Genomic DNA, 14,917 nt, shown 5'->3' with positions numbered 1-14,917 from the left:
GGATTAACTCAACTGCAAAAGGTAAGCTGACCTGATTGAAAAGCCCCCAGCCTAAGCGCTCTGCATCGAACGCGGCGCCCACGGCAAGTAGGGGCAGGACGACAGAAAGCGCGCGCAACGTCAGGGTATCGAGCAGGGTGATGCCCCAATTCGTCAGCCAGCGCCTTGGCTGTGATTGGACACGTTTGCGCCGAGGTGCCCATGCCTCGAAGCTCGCGAAAATCACGAACAACCCAATAAAGATCGTTAGACGAATGAGTGCTTCATTTTCCATACAGCAAAGGTGCCTTAGTGAATGGGGCGTGACAAGCCACGACTGTGTGAAGCGCTAGTGGCGAATGATTGAACCGGCACCGTGGTCTGTAAACAGTTCGAGCAAGCACGCATTTGGTGCACGTCCGTCCAAGATTACCACCGCGCGCACGCCACCTTCGATTGCTGCAAGAGCGGTCTCGGTTTTCGGGATCATACCGCCGGCGATCACGCCTTCGTTGGTAAGTTCCCGGATTTGATCTGCGGTGATGTCAGTCACGATCTCGCCGTTTGCGTCTTTCACGCCCGCCACATCCGTGAGCAATAACAAGCGGTCCGCCTTAAGCGCCGCGGCGATTGCACCTGCGGCTGTGTCACCGTTGATGTTGAATGTTTCACCGTTAGCGCCGGCCCCAAGAGGAGCGATTACGGGAATTGTCCCGGCCTCAAAAAGGGTGTGCAGTACGCTTGTATCGATCTCTGACGGCGTTCCGACAAAGCCCAGATCAGGGTTTGTTTGTGTGCAGGTGATCAGCCCCGCGTCTTTACCTGACAGGCCGACTGCCTTGCCGCCTTGGGCGTTGATCGCTTGGACAATTTTCTTGTTTACACGGCCCGACAATACCATCTCGACCACTTCAACTGTGGCTTGGTCCGTAACGCGTTTGCCGTTCACAAAGTCCGACTGAATGCTCAGCTTATCGAGCATTTCGTTGATCATTGGTCCACCACCATGAACGATCACCGGGTTCACACCGACTTGCCGCAGCAACACGATATCGCGCGCAAAGCTTTCCATAGCCTCATCGCTGCCCATGGCGTGGCCACCAAATTTGATCACCACAATCGCATCATCATAGCGTTGCAAGTAGGGCAGTGCTTTGCTGAGGGTGCTGGCGGTGGCGATCCAATCGCTTTTCATGGCGTTCTGCTTTTTCATGTCGGTGTCCTCTTGGCGCTTGTTCGTACTGGGGAACGTGATGCCTGCCAAGGTAAGATTAGGTGAGGGTGTGAATGATGTGCCGCAGAGTGGCGATGCCGTCACCTTTTTCCGAGCTGGTCATGATGATCTCTGGGTAGGACGCGGGATGCTTGGCCAGTTTCGATTTGACCTGCTCCAGCATCTTGTCCTTTGCGCCGCCCTTTACCTTGTCGGTTTTGGTCAGAACGCATTGAAAAGTTACAGCCGATTTATCGAGTAGGGTCATGATTTCTTCATCGACGGGTTTCACCCCGTGGCGCGCATCAATCAAAACAAACGCCCTGCGAAGACTTGCACGGCCCGAAAGGTAAGCCTTGAGCAAGCGCTGCCACTTTTCAACGATGGGGATTGGTGCGTTTGCAAAGCCGTAACCGGGCAAATCCACAAGGTAGTGGCTTTCGGTAAGCGTAAAGAAGTTGATCTCTTGGGTGCGGCCCGGGGTGTTCGATGCGCGTGCTAAACCTTTGCGTCCCGTAAGCGCGTTGATCAAGCTGGATTTACCAACATTCGATCGGCCTGCAAAACAGACTTCCATGCGGTCGGCCATTGGCATGCCGTCCATCGCGACGACACCTTTCAAAAAATCGGTCTCACCGGCGAAAAATACCCGTGCAGCTTCGACTTCTTGTGGAGTTGGCTCTTCGGCCAGTGTGAATTGCATGTCCATTTCAGAGAAACTCAATTTTGTCTTGCACTGACGCGTGGCCAGATTTGGTTGCGCGCAAATAGATGCCAAAATCTTTGTGGCCCCAATTCTGCGTTAAGGTGTTGAGCACATCCGCATCGCGCTCGCCTGTTTGTGGATTGGCGTGCGTGGCCAAGCATCTGGTGATTGATTCAACCACTTCGAACTCGGCCGTGCCGATACGAATTTCTTTGCCGACCCAACTGAATTCGTCCCATGGTTCTGCGCCGTCGACCCAGATGTTACCGCGAAAGCGGGTTTGGGCCATGTCTGCACCAATTCTCTCGCTTAGCTCGGCCAGGCTGGCCGTGTTCAGAAGGGAGATCGATGTATAGGGCGTATCGGTCATGCCTACGTCTGCCCGTACGACCTTCACCGATTGGGCGCGGTCTTGCGGCATCAAGTTTTTACACCACCCCAAAAATTCCGCTGTGTCGCCATCCGGATCAAAGCTAAGCGTTTCAGCATCTGGGTGCGATAGGGTGACGATGCCAGTGTCCGTGTCAGTAACTGCGCGTATAGCCATCAGCTGTGGTGCTTTGCCACCGCGGCTGAAGTTTGCGCAACTTGCCCATGCACTGCCATCAGTCTTGGCCGCTTCATGGGCTACTGCCCACTTACGGTCCCACGGCATCGTCTGGCCTGCGATGAAATCAGACGCGCTGAGCGCTTCGTGACCGTGGCCCTTGATGGGGTGCCGCCAAAGGGCCGCGATCCGAAGCATTAGGTTTCTTCCGTTTTCGACTTACGGCTGAAGCCTTTTTTGATGTTGCCGAAGACATCCGGCTTGATGCCCTGACTGCGCATGATCAGGTACTGTTGGCTGAATGTGATCGTGTTGTTGGCAATCCAGTAGATGACCAACCCGCTGGCAAAGCTGCCAAGCATGAACATGAAGACCCATGGCATCCATGCAAAAATCATCGCCTGGGTCGCGTCTGTGGGCGCCGGGTTCAGTTTTTGTTGTAGCCACATTGAGATGCCCAAAATGATGGGTAATACGCCGAGCGACAGGATGTAAAAGATGCTTGTTGGCTCAGGTGTTGCGTATGGCAGCAGGCCGAATAAGTTCAGGATGGAGGAGGGGTCCGGTGCCGAAAGATCGCGAATCCAACCTACCCATTCTGCGTGACGCAATTCGATTGTAACGAAAATCACTTTGTAGAGTGAGAAGAAGATCGGGATTTGCATCAAGATGGGTAAACAACCCGAGGCAGGGTTGACCTTGTTCTTCTTGTAGAGCTCGATCATGCCCTTTTGCATTTTCTCGCGGTCATCACCTGCCGCTTCTTTCAGCTTCTCCATCTCTGGTTGAAGTTCTTTCATGCGGGCCATGGATACGTATGATTTATAGGCGAGCGGTAGTAAAATTGCTTTGATCAAAAGCGTCAGGGCGATGATGGACCAGCCCATATTCCCGATCACGGCGTTGAGCCAGTGCAGTACCGCAAAGATCGGCTTGGTCAGGAAAAAGAACCAACCCCAATCAATGCTGTCGAGGAAGTTGTAGATGCCGCCGTCATTTTCATAGTTGCGGATTGTCTCCCATTCTTTCGCACCGGCAAAGAGCTGAGTGCTGACGGAAATGGTTTCGCCCGCGGCGAGGTCTACAGTTGGCAGGCGTACTTCGGACCGGAAGGTGTTGCGCGCTTCGTTGTATTGCAAAACGCCCGTAAATGGCTGCGCGCTTTCGGGAATAAGCATCGACATCCAGTAGTGATCGGTGAAGCCAAGCCAGCCGTTTTGTTGGATTTGCGCAACATCAGCGGTCGCGCCCCAGCGGTCATCACGGTCAAAGTCGGAGATGTCGTCGTAGTTATACTCGGACAGTTCCTCACCCGTTTGGCGCATGGCGCCTTCGTGGATGATGAAGAAGTTCTTCAGCGCCGTGGGAATTCCATGCCGCATAAGCGCGCTGTAAGGGGCGAGGCGCGCGGCGGCATCTGCTGTGTTTGTCGCGGACTGTTCGACGTTGAACATAAAGTTTTCATCGATTGAAATGACGCGGGTGAAGACAAGGCCCTTGCCGTTATCCCAGCTAAGGGTCACGGGAGTATTCTCCGTGAGTGTCGCGCTCGCGTCGGCGTTCCAGATCGTTGTTGCCGTGGGGACATCCTCAAAACCCAAAGCGCCGCCGGGAGCCCAACCAAAATCAGCGTAGAACGCTTCGGGTTCATCGGTGCCGCGGAACAGCCGCACGATGCTGGCACCTTCGTCGAGAGATATCTGATATGATTTCAGAGCCAGGTCGTCGATACGGCCGCCTTGCAATGAAATGCTGCCGGACAGTTCTTTGGTATCAATCGCGATGCGTGGAGCGTCTGTGCGCCCTTCGGCTAATTCCTCTGGTGCTGTTCGCTGTTGCGCAGTAACGGGGGCTGCCGCAGGTGCGATGGTGCTGGTCTCTTGGGATGTCACTGCGGACTGCGGTGCCTCGGCGGGTGGTGGCACGAGAAAAGGCCAAATGATAATAACCGCAAGGCACAGTACACTTGCCAAGATTAGATTTCTATTTTGCTCGTCCATTGTCGCCCGCCAGTCTCTAAATCTAGTGTGGCGGTTGAACCTTTATGAGGGCCAAACGTCAAGGGGAAAGGGCTTTTTCGAACCTTTGAGCGACAATAAGACAAGTTTGATACGCACCGTTTTAGGCAAACCGCTGTGTCAGCGACTGTACGTTTGTTACTTTGGTCTTGTGAGCGCGAATCCATGCATGCGTTTCCTCCAAGGGCATCGGCTTTGCTAGCGCGAAGCCCTGAACATGATGGCAACCTATCTGGGCCAGTTTGGCATGCTCGCTAAGGGTTTCGACACCTTCAGCCAGTGCCTCAATGCCGAGCTCATTTGCCATGGATATAATTGCTCGGACCATTTTACTTTGCGCTGACTCGCTATCAACTTTGGTAATGAACGATCGGTCCATTTTCAGCCGATCAATTCCAAATCTTCGAATAGCAGCGATTGAAGCGTGGCCTGTGCCGAAATCATCTAAATCAAGCAAACAGCCAATGTCTGACAGGCGCGCAAGGTTGCGGTGGATGATGTCATCACCGTTACCAGCCATAACCGTCTCAAGCACCTCAACGCAAAGCCGATCTGCGCTTAGGTCTTGGCGATCAAGCTCCCATTCGATCCGTTCTACAAGCTTCGGGTTGCGTAAATCATCACTCGCAAAGTTCACCGAAACATGTGGGATGCTGAACCCCTGTTTGTCCCAATCCTTGAGTGCGCAAAAGCTCGCGCGCAGCATTCGCTCGTTCAGTCGTTCCATTAACCCCGCGTTTTCGAGAGTTGGCAGGAAATCCGACGGCGGTATGAGACCACTGTTTGGGTGATGCCATCGGGCAAGCGCTTCAAATCCAGATATTTCGCCTGTTGTGATACGCACTTGCGGTTGAAACCACGCAGTAATTGCACCGCTTTCAAGAGCATCAAAAACTTGCGCATTCTGCGAAGTTTGATGTTTGGTTGGTATCGTAAGCTCTGGAGAATACGCGCGTACTGCGCTGGGACCTTGGCGCTTAGCATCCATAAGCGCGGTAATGGCGGCGGATTGATATGCCTGTGGGGTTTGTGTCGAAACGCGCGACAGCAAAGCAAAGCCGATTGAGGCCGAACACAAAACAGTAGCATTATCGACCAAATAGGGCTGGGCAATTGCGGTCTGAAGGCGGTTGGCGATTTGGAGCGCCGCTTCGAGATCAAGCCTTGGGTCTGAGCCAATTACGACAATGATGGGACCATCGTCAGACGCTTGCACGGTGTCAGCATCGCGAAGAACGCCCGCAATGTTAGCCATTGCTTGCGCACAGATAGTTTCCGCGCCAGCAACACCGTGGATATCTTTAATGGTGGTTAGATCATCAAGCTGTAGTGCCAAACATAGGCTATTTTTGTGGGTTAGTGCGCGTTCGGAAATCGCACGTTCAAGTGCTGAATTAAGACTTTGCGCTGTTCGGGGAGGAGGCGAGAGAGCTAGGCGCTGTTTGCGAAGCAACGCTGCAATAATCACAGCACAAGCAAGCGCAGTTCCGATCCACAGGCCTTTGGCTTCCCCAAGAAGTTGCCCCATCAATGGCAGAAGTGGGCTGAGCGCAACGCAGCTATGCCGCAAAATCTCGCGTATGTTCGCCCAATAGCCCATTCTGTCGCTGCTCCACCGTTACTTTAGCGATTGGATACGACACAGAATCTTCGTGATTGCTTAACGTGAGGCTTAATTATCTGAAGAGTTTGATGAAAATTGTGGCTGATCGCTGTTTAGCCCTAAGAAATCAAAGAGATTTGTGTCCAGCATATGAGCTGGATTTATGTTGGCTAGCGCTCGGAACATGGTTTGGCGTCGCCCGGGGCTGTTGGTCTCCCAGATGTCGAGCATTTGTTTAATCTGTTGGCGTTGAAGGCCGTCTTGGCTTCCGCATAAATCACATGGAATGATCGGGTAGTTGAGAGCTTTGGCAAAAGCCTCGCAATCCGCTTCAGCGACATGAGCAAGAGGGCGGTAAACGAATAAATCCCCGTCCTCGTTAAGTAACTTCGGCGGCATCGCTGAAAGTCTGCCGCCGTGAAACAGGTTCATCAGGAAGGTTTCAAGAATGTCATCGCGGTGGTGTCCCAAGATAACCGCTGAGCATCCTTCTTCACGGGCAATGCGGTAAAGATTTCCACGCCTTAGGCGTGAACAGAGTGAGCAAAACGTTCGACCATGTGGAATTTTATCCATAACGATTGAGTAGGTGTCTTTGTACTCGATACGGTGGGGAACCTGCATTTCCTGCAGGAACTTTGGCAACACGGTCGCGGGGAAGTTGGGTTGGCCCTGATCTAGGTTGCACGCGAGCAGATCGACAGGAAGCAACTCGCGCCATTGCAACTCATAGAGTGCAGCAAGCAGAGTGTAGCTGTCTTTGCCACCCGACAAACATACTAACCATTTCTGTTTGGGTTCACGCGGATCAACCATGCCGTATTGGTCAATTGCCTCGCGGGTTTGTCGGATGATCCGCTTGCGAAGTTTTTTGAATTCGGTCGTTTTGGGGGCAGCATTGAAAAGCGGGTGAATGTCGTTGGGCACATCGAGAGCTGGCGAAGCGTCGGTCATTACTGATCCGTTTCATCTTTTTGGTTGGCTGGCTTGGGGACGGGATCATAGCCGTCACGTCCAAGCGGATGGCAACGTCCGATCCGCCGTATGGTAAGCCAGCCGCCTTTCAAGCCGCCGTGTGTTTGCAGTGCTTCAAGGGCGTAAGCGCTACAAGTTGGTTGATAACGGCAGTTGAACCCGACCCAAGGGCTAAAAATAAGACGGTACGCGCGGATTGGCAGGGCTAGTACGAAGGCGAGGGGGCTCATTGGTCATGAACCCGCTTTAGCGCGTATTGAAGGTCAGCGCCTAGGTCATTGAAATCGCGGGTCGCGGTAATTTCGGCGCGGCCAATCAGCACATAGTCCCAGCCTGTGCGCCCCTCGCTGGGTAGAATTAGTCGTGCAATTTCGCGCAACCGGCGCTTGGCGCGGTTGCGGGCTACTGCATTGCCGACTTTTTTGGAGCAGGTGAAACCAACGCGCGCTGGGCCGTCGTCACCACGCGGGCGGGCCTGCAGGTGAACGCCGGTTGTGCCTTGTCGTTTGGCGCGTGCTGCTGCTAGAAAATCAGCCCGTTTGCGCAGAACCTCTAACGGTTTTCCTGAATGAGAAAAAGTCGCCTGCGGAACGTCCGAGGCGACTTTGTCAAATGTGGTATGCGATGCCATTTGGCGCCGCGCGTACTTTACGCGCTCAGCGACTTGCGGCCGCGCGCACGACGTGCGTTCAGGATCTTACGGCCAGCTTTGGTGGCCATGCGCGAACGGAAGCCGTGGCGGCGTTTGCGAACAAGGTTCGATGGTTGGTAGGTGCGTTTCATATCGCAGTCCTCAGAATCTGGCCCAAACCTATTGAATAGATTCGAAGGCCGTTTGAATTAGAAGCCTGTCTGTAGAGCGGGTCAGCTGAGCTGTCAATTCAGATCACGCGTGTTTTGTTGCAATTATTCCTGTAACCCCACACAAGACCACGCAAAACTGTAACATTTGTCCGTTTCCCATCAATGGCGCGTGACAATCATGCTTTGCGCCTAGGGTATTTTGCCAATACCCGCCATTCAGGGCCCAACGCAATAAATTATGCAAAGAAGCCCTGACACATGACTGATACTACTGAAACTGACAAAACCGGCATTGGCCGCATGCTTCCTATTCTACTGATCGGCACCGTTGCCGTTGCGGGTGCATTCACCTTGAAAGATTACCTTACGTTCCAAGCGTTGGCTGACAACCGCGAGGCGCTTCTGGCATTTCGTGATAGCAATTACATGGGCACGGTGCTTGGCTTCATTGTCGTCTACACTTTGATCGTCGCGTTTAGTCTTCCGGGGGCTACGATCGCCACCCTGACCGGTGGTTTCTTGTTTGCGACTTTCCCTGGCGCGCTTTTCAACATGACCGCCGCAACGTTGGGTGCCACGGCAATCTTTATGGCTGCAAGATGGGGCTTTGGGGAAAAACTGGGTGCAAAGCTTGAGGCAAGTGATGGGATGGTCAAGAAAATCAAAGATGGCATCGATGAAAACCAATGGTCGATGCTTTTTCTGATACGCCTTGTACCGGCGGTACCGTTTTTCGTGGCTAATCTTGTGCCCTCGTTTTTGGAAGTGCCGCTGCGGCGCTTCATGATTTCTACATTCTTCGGGATCATTCCAGGCTCTGTGGTTTATACCTCTGTTGGAGCTGGCTTGGGCACGGTTTTTGAGCGCGGCGAAACACCCAATCTTGGCATTATCTTTGAGCCGCAAATCATTGGCCCCATTATTGGCCTTTGTGTTCTGGCGGCATTGCCAATTCTGATCAAAGCCGTTCGTGGCAAGCAAGGACTGTGACTATGAGTACGCGATTAAAGACGGACATTTTGATTATTGGTGGCGGCTCCGGTGGGCTTTCACTTGCTTATGGTGCCAGTCAAATGGGCGCGGATGTTACGTTGCTTGAGGGCCATCTTATGGGGGGCGATTGCCTAAACTTTGGCTGTGTGCCGTCCAAGGCTTTGATTGCGGCCGGCAAACATGCCCACGCCATGGGGGCAGGTGCGGCTTTTGGGGTGACACCTGTTGTGCCTGAAGTGGACTATGCTGCTGCAAAGCATCATGTGCGCAGCGTAATCGACACGATAGCGCCCGTTGATAGCCAAGAGCGGTTCGAGGGGGTTGGTGTGCGTGTTATCCGTGAATACGGCAAATTCATTTCACCGACCGAAGTACAGGCTGGTGATACGGTTATAACAGCGCGGCGCGTTGTGGTTGCAACCGGATCAGGCCCGTTTGTGCCGCCAATCCCCGGCATTGATGATGTGCCTTACTTTACCAATGAGACGATCTTCGATCTGCAAGGCCAGCCAGAGCATCTGATTGTTATTGGTGGTGGGCCGATCGGGATGGAAATGGCGCAGGCGCACCGCCGACTGGGATGTAAAGTTACAGTTATCGAAGGTGCCAAAGCCATGGGCAAAGATGACCCTGAAATGGCTGCTGTCGTTCTTGATAATTTACGCTCAGAAGGTGTGGAAATCATTGAGCAAGCCCAAGCCGAAAAAATCAGCGGCGCAAATGGCAACATTACCGCACACACGCCTAAGGGTGATTTTACCGGCTCTCATATTCTTGTGGCTGTTGGTCGCAAAGTGAATATCGACAAACTTAATCTGGATGCGGCAGGTGTTGAGTATGATCACACTGGCATCAAAGTGGACGCCAATCTCAAAAGCACAAACCGCCGCGTTTATGCTGCTGGTGATGTTGCTGGTGGGTTACAATTTACACATATGGCTGGCTATCACGCAGGCGTTTTGGTGCGCAGTCTAGTTCTTGGCTTGCCTGCAAAGGCCAGTACGCACCACATTCCGTGGGCTACGTACACAGACCCCGAACTTGCGCAAGTTGGCCAAACCGAGGCGCAGGCCCGTGATGTACACGGCGATAAGCTGACGGTTGTGCGCTTTCCGTATCACGAGAATGACCGCGCCATTGCTGAGCGGAAAACCAGAGGTCTCATCAAAGTGATGGTCGTGAAAGGCAAGCCTGTCGGGGCCTCTATTGCGGGTGCCCATGCGGGTGAATTGGTTGGTATGTGGGCCATGGCAATTGCCAATGGCCTCAAGATGTCTGCCATTGCCAACACAGTTTTGCCTTATCCCACAATTGCCGAAATCAACAAACGCGCGGCTGGCCAATACTTTAGCCCCAAGTTGTTCGATAGTGCTACGGTGAAACGTGTGGTGCGGTTTGTGCAGCGTGTGATACCCTAGGCCAATATCGGCCCGTGGGGCGGAGGATGTATGATTAAATCTCTCTCTGGACGCTTTTTGCTCCTGACCATAATTTTTGTGATGCTGGCGGAAGTGCTGATCTTTGTCCCGTCGATTGCGCGGTTCAGAGAGGATTATCTATTGGCGCGTCTGGAGCGTGCGCAGATTGCGTCGCTTGCCACTCTTGAAAATGATATGATCAGCGTCGAGGCCGAAGAAGAATTGCTGCGCAACGCGGGCATTTATAATGTTGTGCTGCGCCGTGACCAAGTGCGCCGCCTTGCGCTTTCGACAACCATTCCCAGCCCTATTCATGAGACGTTTGACCTGCGTAGCCCATCTGCGTGGGTGTTGATTGGTGATGCGCTGCACCGTTTTGTGGACCCAGAGCCACGCGTGATCCGGATCATCGGAAATCCGGTTAATGATGCGGGTACGTTGATTGAGGTAACGCTTGGCACAGCGAGTTTGCGCGACGCGATGGTGTCTTATGGGCTGAACATTTTGCGCCTGTCGCTGCTTATTTCCGTTGTTACTGCGGGGCTTTTGTTTGTTGCGGTTCAGTGGGGGCTTGTTCGCCCAATCAACAACTTTGTCTCGGCTATGAAAGACTATCAAAGTGCGCCAGAGGATGCGCGCAAAGTGATCAAGCCGACGGCCTCAATAACCGAGCTTCGTGAAGCTGAAGAGGCGTTGGCTACACTTGAAGAACAACTGACGCATCTTTTGAAGCAAAAAGACCGCCTTGCACAACTTGGTGGCGCGGTTAGTAAAATCAGTCATGACCTACGTAATATCTTGACTTCGGCGCAGCTGTTCACGGACCGCATTGAAATGTCAGAGGACCCAACTGTTGCGCGTCTTGCCCCTAAGTTGGTCAACTCAATCACGCGCGCGGTTAACCTATGCGAAGCGACCCTTGCGTTTGGACGGGCGGAGGACGCCGCCCCCAGTTTGAATCGCTTTGCACTGGCCGATGTTGTGGGAGACGTCATCGCCAGCGAGCAATTGGCCGTGGGGGATTTTGCACTTGATTTGGTTGATGACACGCCCGCGGGCATGATGATCCGCGCGGATGCAGAACAGCTTTACCGCGTCATTGGAAACTTGGTGCGAAATGCGCGGCAGGCGATTGTTGCAACGGGCAAACCCGCTCAGATTATAATCTGCGCCGATGAAACCCCCAACGAATGGACGATCCGCATTAAAGATACGGGGCCTGGCCTGCCGCCCAAAGCGCAAGAGAATCTTTTTAAGGCGTTTGAGGGGAACGCGCGCAAAGGCGGTACTGGATTGGGTCTAATCATAAGCCTTGAACTTATTCGGGGGCACGGAGGGGAGCTGTCGCTTGAGACTTCTGGACCAGAAGGAACGTGTTTTCTTATCCAATTGCCAAAATCTGATCTCACTTTGGCAGCGGCAGCAGAGTAATTTAGAAAACCTCATTTTTAGGGCTTGCAACGAGCGCTGAGCGACGGTAGTTCGGCGCCAGTGGACCGATAGCTCAGCTGGATAGAGTACTTGACTACGAATCAAGGGGTCGGGGGTTCGAATCCTCCTCGGTCCGCCACCAAAATCCCTTAAGTAGATGTTAATAATACGATATATTTTATACGGTATATTTCTGTCCCTAATTGTGTCCCCTAAAAATAATTAAGAGATCCGCTCCCGCGCGCGTAGCTGGGGCCTTTGGATGTGCTGGATATATGAATAATTCGACAACCGCGCGTTGCTAGCAGTCAGTAGGTCCGCGGTTCGAGTCCGTGTGGGGCACCATTTCATCATAAAATATATATTATTATCAATAATTTAACGGATTTATGGATATTTTTACACACTCAATTATCCACCCTTTGAGTTCTACTTTTGTTTAATCATTGATCGAGTTCGCCACTTATGTCACGCGCGCCCGCACACGCGCAAATGTGTTCTGGTGGGTGGTCGCGCTTTAGACGGCAAGCGCAGAGATGAGAACGCGAATGAAGCCTTGTGGTAGCGCAACTATCCGTGGATCATTTAAAGTTTTGACTAGATAACTCCTAAAAATTTTGCTGTAGCCTTTTAGTATTTGTCAGATTAACACGTTTTTGATCCTGAAGGCTGAAAGATCAAAAATGAAGTTTCACCTAACCTTTGCACTTTTGTTAGCGCTGGTCCCACAGGTAGCGTGGTCTCAGGTTGCGCGTACTTGCAATCTTAGTGCGACTACGCCTTCAGAAGTAGATACAGATCGTCAATTAACAAATGCTGATACTGCGGCTCTTACAGAAGCTGCAAAGAGGGGCGATGATATAACTGGCTGTGACGTATCTGAGATAACAGATATGTCGGGGTTATTTTATTTCCATCCCAATTCTTTCAATCAAGACATCGGTGATTGGGATGTGTCTAAAGTCACAAATATGGACAATATGTTTCGGCAAACATATGTTTTCAATCAAGACATTGGCGGTTGGAATACAAGTAGCGTTACCTCAATGGTACGTACGTTTGTTTTTAGTTACGACTTTAATCAGGACATCAGTGGTTGGGATGTGTCCAGTGTCACTAGTTTTTTTGCCACTTTCGAAAGTGCAACGGACTTCAATCAAGACATTTTGGGTTGGAACGTATCCAGCGCAACTACCTTTCAGGGTATGTTCATGAATGCTACTGCAATGAATGCAAATTTTTCCGCTCCCGACTGGCCGACCAGCTCGTTTTTTTCTGACAGCACTGCGCCGACGGTTAGTTCGTCAACGCCTAGCGACAATGCGACTGGCGTTGCCGTCGATGCCAACATTGTTCTGACGTTCAGCGAAGTTGTTGATGCAGAGACAGGTAGCATCGTTCTCAAAAAGGTGTCGGACGGTTCGACGATTGAGACGTTTGACGTCACTTCAGCTGTCACAGGCTCTGGGACCACAACGATTACGATTAACCCCACAGCTGACTTGGCAAGTTCGACTGCGTACTATGTTGAGATCGCCTCGACTGCTTTTGATGATGCAGCCAGCAACAGCTATGCAGGCATTACGGGTTCGACGACGTTGAACTTCGAAACGGCTGCACCAGCAAATTCAGCCCCCGTTGCCAATGCAGGCTCTGATCAAACAGTCGCTTCTGCTGCAGCTGTGACGCTGGATGGGTCTGGATCATCTGATGCTGACAGCGGTGACACGTTAACCTATGCGTGGACGCAAACCTCGGGCGCAACTGTGACGCTATCCAGCGCTACTGCTCAGCAACCCACATTCACAGCGCCTTCACTCAACGTTGGCGATGCAGATGCTGTGCTGGTGTTCTCGCTCGTGGTTAATGACGGCATCGTCAACAGCTCAGCGGATACGGTCACGATTACAGTTGAAGCTCCTGCGTCCACACCAGCTTCAGAGTTTGCTGCACATGAAGCAGAGATCCGTAATACGCTAGTTGGTGATGCATCACGCAGCCTGCGTAGTTCAGTAGCTGCTAACCGCCGTTTAGCGCAAAGCGCTCGAGAACGCTTTATTGAGTTCAGCCAAGCCCAAGCGCGTGAAGAAGACGTCACACGGGCTTTGATCCCTTTTGACATTGGTGGCAACTTCACCCTGTCTGAGAGCGGGTTGAACACATCCGGCAACTTCTTCCAGCAAGTTGGCAATGAAGAGGGCACATATCGCCGTTTGTTCTTTGGTGACTTTGATGTGCAGCATGACAATGACACTGACAGCACCACTGCGACGCTGACAGGCCGCATGGCTTGGGAACATATGACATCTGAGCAAACTATGCTGGGCTACTTCATTGGTGGTGAACTGGCGACCAGCAACATCGGTGGCAGCTTTGAAGGCGATCAGGACCGTATTGGTGTCACTGCTGGGGGCTATGTTGTGCATGAGCTGTCCGAGCAGGTCTACTTTGACGGCTCTGCAAGTGTAGGAGCAGGTCGCAATGACCTTGAGATGGCCAATGACACCTTGGCTCTGGAAAGTGAGTACACCACACAAACAGCAACACTGGGCGGGGCAATCACAGGTGTCTACAGCCAAAAGGGCTATGACTTTCAGCCTGAGCTTGCACTGAGCTTTGGCAAGACATGGCTGGGGAACGTTGGGTTCACAGGACGTGCTTACGGTCTGACAGATGATGCTCTGAGCTTAGATGCGGGCACAGTCTCAATTGCCAACCTCACGTTCCGCCCAGAAGTGATCATACCAATTAGCGCTGACTTTGTGGCAGATACCAACATGCAGTTCACTTATGCCCCGCGTTTGATTTGTGAGCAGATCAAAAGCACCACCAAAACGTCTGACTGTGGCACAGGTGGTGAGCTTGGCTTCAGCAGCACATCAGAAGATGCACTGAGTTCAGCTGACATGCGCATCCTACTGGATCGCATTAACAGTGGCACACGGTCCAGCTTTGTCTTCAGTGTTGAACACAAGTTCTGATTATCCTCGGACAAAAGCAAGCAATACGGTAGAGCGAAAGTTCTAGGAGAGGGTGGAGAACGGTCCTCGCTGATTAATTTGATTAATCTCCCCCACCGGACAACTGGACACCCTTTTAGGGGGATGTCCGTGTCTGTCCGTCTAGATGGGCTGCGGACAAGGGTCGGACATGGGATAGGTTCCCATATCATGGAGTTCCATAACGAATAGCCTCTCAAAAAGGACAAATAGAAAAATTGCATTTGTGGG

13 protein-coding genes, 1 tRNA gene and 1 pseudogene are annotated in these 14,917 nt (G+C 52.3%); 5 read left to right on the top strand and 10 right to left on the bottom strand.

Annotated features, from left to right (window positions below; genetic code table 11):
- From ACTF5M_RS10105 to rpmH, 10 genes and pseudogenes are all read right to left on the bottom strand, one after another.
- Window positions 1–274: pseudogene (locus ACTF5M_RS10105) on the bottom strand (sterol desaturase family protein); the annotation flags it as partial.
- Between the two features lie 54 nt (window positions 275–328).
- Window positions 329–1,192: an acetylglutamate kinase gene (gene argB / locus ACTF5M_RS10100; protein ID WP_438960876.1), complete on the bottom strand. Its 864-nt coding sequence runs from the start codon at window positions 1,190–1,192 to the stop codon at window positions 329–331.
- A gap of 58 nt (window positions 1,193–1,250) precedes the next feature.
- Complete coding sequence (yihA, locus tag ACTF5M_RS10095; protein ID WP_048599014.1) at window positions 1,251–1,901, bottom strand: ribosome biogenesis GTP-binding protein YihA/YsxC; 651 nt, start codon at window positions 1,899–1,901, stop codon at window positions 1,251–1,253.
- A 1-nt stretch (window position 1,902) separates the two neighbouring features.
- Window positions 1,903–2,643 (bottom strand): MOSC domain-containing protein, encoded by a 741-nt coding sequence (locus tag ACTF5M_RS10090; protein ID WP_438960875.1) that lies wholly within the window; start codon window positions 2,641–2,643, stop codon window positions 1,903–1,905.
- A complete protein-coding gene (yidC, locus tag ACTF5M_RS10085; RefSeq protein WP_438960874.1) occupies window positions 2,643–4,445 on the bottom strand; it encodes a membrane protein insertase YidC in 1,803 nt (600 codons plus the stop codon). The genes ACTF5M_RS10090 and yidC overlap by 1 nt, the downstream gene beginning before the upstream one ends.
- Before the next feature lie 121 nt (window positions 4,446–4,566).
- The gene (locus ACTF5M_RS10080) at window positions 4,567–5,991 is read right to left on the bottom strand and encodes a putative bifunctional diguanylate cyclase/phosphodiesterase (RefSeq protein WP_438960873.1); all 1,425 of its coding nucleotides are present in this window, start codon (window positions 5,989–5,991) and stop codon (window positions 4,567–4,569) included.
- 144 nt (window positions 5,992–6,135) lie between these two features.
- Window positions 6,136–7,020: a tRNA 2-thiocytidine(32) synthetase TtcA gene (ttcA, locus tag ACTF5M_RS10075; RefSeq protein ID WP_438960872.1), complete on the bottom strand. Its 885-nt coding sequence runs from the start codon at window positions 7,018–7,020 to the stop codon at window positions 6,136–6,138.
- Window positions 7,020–7,271 carry a membrane protein insertion efficiency factor YidD gene (gene yidD, locus ACTF5M_RS10070; protein ID WP_438960871.1) on the bottom strand — a complete coding sequence of 84 codons (252 nt, stop codon included), beginning with the start codon at window positions 7,269–7,271 and terminating at the stop codon, window positions 7,020–7,022. The genes ttcA and yidD overlap by 1 nt, the downstream gene beginning before the upstream one ends.
- Window positions 7,268–7,672: a ribonuclease P protein component gene (gene rnpA, locus ACTF5M_RS10065; protein ID WP_438960870.1), complete on the bottom strand. Its 405-nt coding sequence runs from the start codon at window positions 7,670–7,672 to the stop codon at window positions 7,268–7,270. The genes yidD and rnpA overlap by 4 nt, the downstream gene beginning before the upstream one ends.
- Before the next feature lie 17 nt (window positions 7,673–7,689).
- Entirely contained in the window at window positions 7,690–7,824 is a 135-nt protein-coding gene (gene rpmH, locus ACTF5M_RS10060; protein ID WP_048599009.1) for a 50S ribosomal protein L34, read from the bottom strand.
- 279 nt (window positions 7,825–8,103) lie between these two features.
- Here rpmH and ACTF5M_RS10055 point away from each other — a divergent pair, with 279 nt between their 5' ends.
- From ACTF5M_RS10055 to ACTF5M_RS10035, 5 genes are all read left to right on the top strand, one after another.
- The gene (locus ACTF5M_RS10055; protein ID WP_438960869.1) at window positions 8,104–8,835 is read left to right on the top strand and encodes a TVP38/TMEM64 family protein; all 732 of its coding nucleotides are present in this window, start codon (window positions 8,104–8,106) and stop codon (window positions 8,833–8,835) included.
- A gap of 2 nt (window positions 8,836–8,837) precedes the next feature.
- The gene (locus ACTF5M_RS10050) at window positions 8,838–10,256 is read left to right on the top strand and encodes a dihydrolipoyl dehydrogenase family protein (protein ID WP_438960868.1); all 1,419 of its coding nucleotides are present in this window, start codon (window positions 8,838–8,840) and stop codon (window positions 10,254–10,256) included.
- Between the two features lie 30 nt (window positions 10,257–10,286).
- Window positions 10,287–11,687, top strand: a complete 1,401-nt coding sequence (locus ACTF5M_RS10045; RefSeq protein WP_438960867.1) for a sensor histidine kinase — start codon at window positions 10,287–10,289, stop codon at window positions 11,685–11,687.
- Window positions 11,688–11,749: 62 nt separating this feature from the next.
- Window positions 11,750–11,826, top strand: a tRNA-Arg gene (locus ACTF5M_RS10040).
- 544 nt (window positions 11,827–12,370) lie between these two features.
- Entirely contained in the window at window positions 12,371–14,668 is a 2,298-nt protein-coding gene (locus ACTF5M_RS10035; RefSeq protein WP_438960866.1) for a BspA family leucine-rich repeat surface protein, read from the top strand.
- Window positions 14,669–14,917: the final 249 nt, after the last annotated feature.

The sequence above is a fragment of the Nereida sp. genome (assembly GCF_965655635.1).
Lineage (GTDB): Bacteria > Pseudomonadota > Alphaproteobacteria > Rhodobacterales > Rhodobacteraceae > Nereida.
Note: the sequence above shows the minus strand (reverse complement) of the source record. Positions and strands in the feature narration are given on the sequence as shown.

Bases quoted from the DNA above. Each gene is read 5' to 3' on its own strand.
- argB (WP_438960876.1), bottom strand. From the start codon at position 1,192: ATGAAAAAGCAGAACGCCATGAAAAGCGATTGGATCGCCACCGCCAGC.
- yihA (WP_048599014.1), bottom strand. From the start codon at position 1,901: ATGGACATGCAATTCACACTGGCCGAAGAGCCAACTCCACAAGAAGTC.
- ACTF5M_RS10090 (WP_438960875.1), bottom strand. From the start codon at position 2,643: ATGCTTCGGATCGCGGCCCTTTGGCGGCACCCCATCAAGGGCCACGGT.
- yidC (WP_438960874.1), bottom strand. From the start codon at position 4,445: ATGGACGAGCAAAATAGAAATCTAATCTTGGCAAGTGTACTGTGCCTT.
- ACTF5M_RS10080 (WP_438960873.1), bottom strand. From the start codon at position 5,991: ATGGGGCAACTTCTTGGGGAAGCCAAAGGCCTGTGGATCGGAACTGCG.
- ttcA (WP_438960872.1), bottom strand. From the start codon at position 7,020: ATGACCGACGCTTCGCCAGCTCTCGATGTGCCCAACGACATTCACCCG.
- yidD (WP_438960871.1), bottom strand. From the start codon at position 7,271: ATGAGCCCCCTCGCCTTCGTACTAGCCCTGCCAATCCGCGCGTACCGT.
- rnpA (WP_438960870.1), bottom strand. From the start codon at position 7,672: ATGGCATCGCATACCACATTTGACAAAGTCGCCTCGGACGTTCCGCAG.
- rpmH (WP_048599009.1), bottom strand. From the start codon at position 7,824: ATGAAACGCACCTACCAACCATCGAACCTTGTTCGCAAACGCCGCCAC.
- ACTF5M_RS10055 (WP_438960869.1), top strand. From the start codon at position 8,104: ATGACTGATACTACTGAAACTGACAAAACCGGCATTGGCCGCATGCTT.
- ACTF5M_RS10050 (WP_438960868.1), top strand. From the start codon at position 8,838: ATGAGTACGCGATTAAAGACGGACATTTTGATTATTGGTGGCGGCTCC.
- ACTF5M_RS10045 (WP_438960867.1), top strand. From the start codon at position 10,287: ATGATTAAATCTCTCTCTGGACGCTTTTTGCTCCTGACCATAATTTTT.
- ACTF5M_RS10035 (WP_438960866.1), top strand. From the start codon at position 12,371: ATGAAGTTTCACCTAACCTTTGCACTTTTGTTAGCGCTGGTCCCACAG.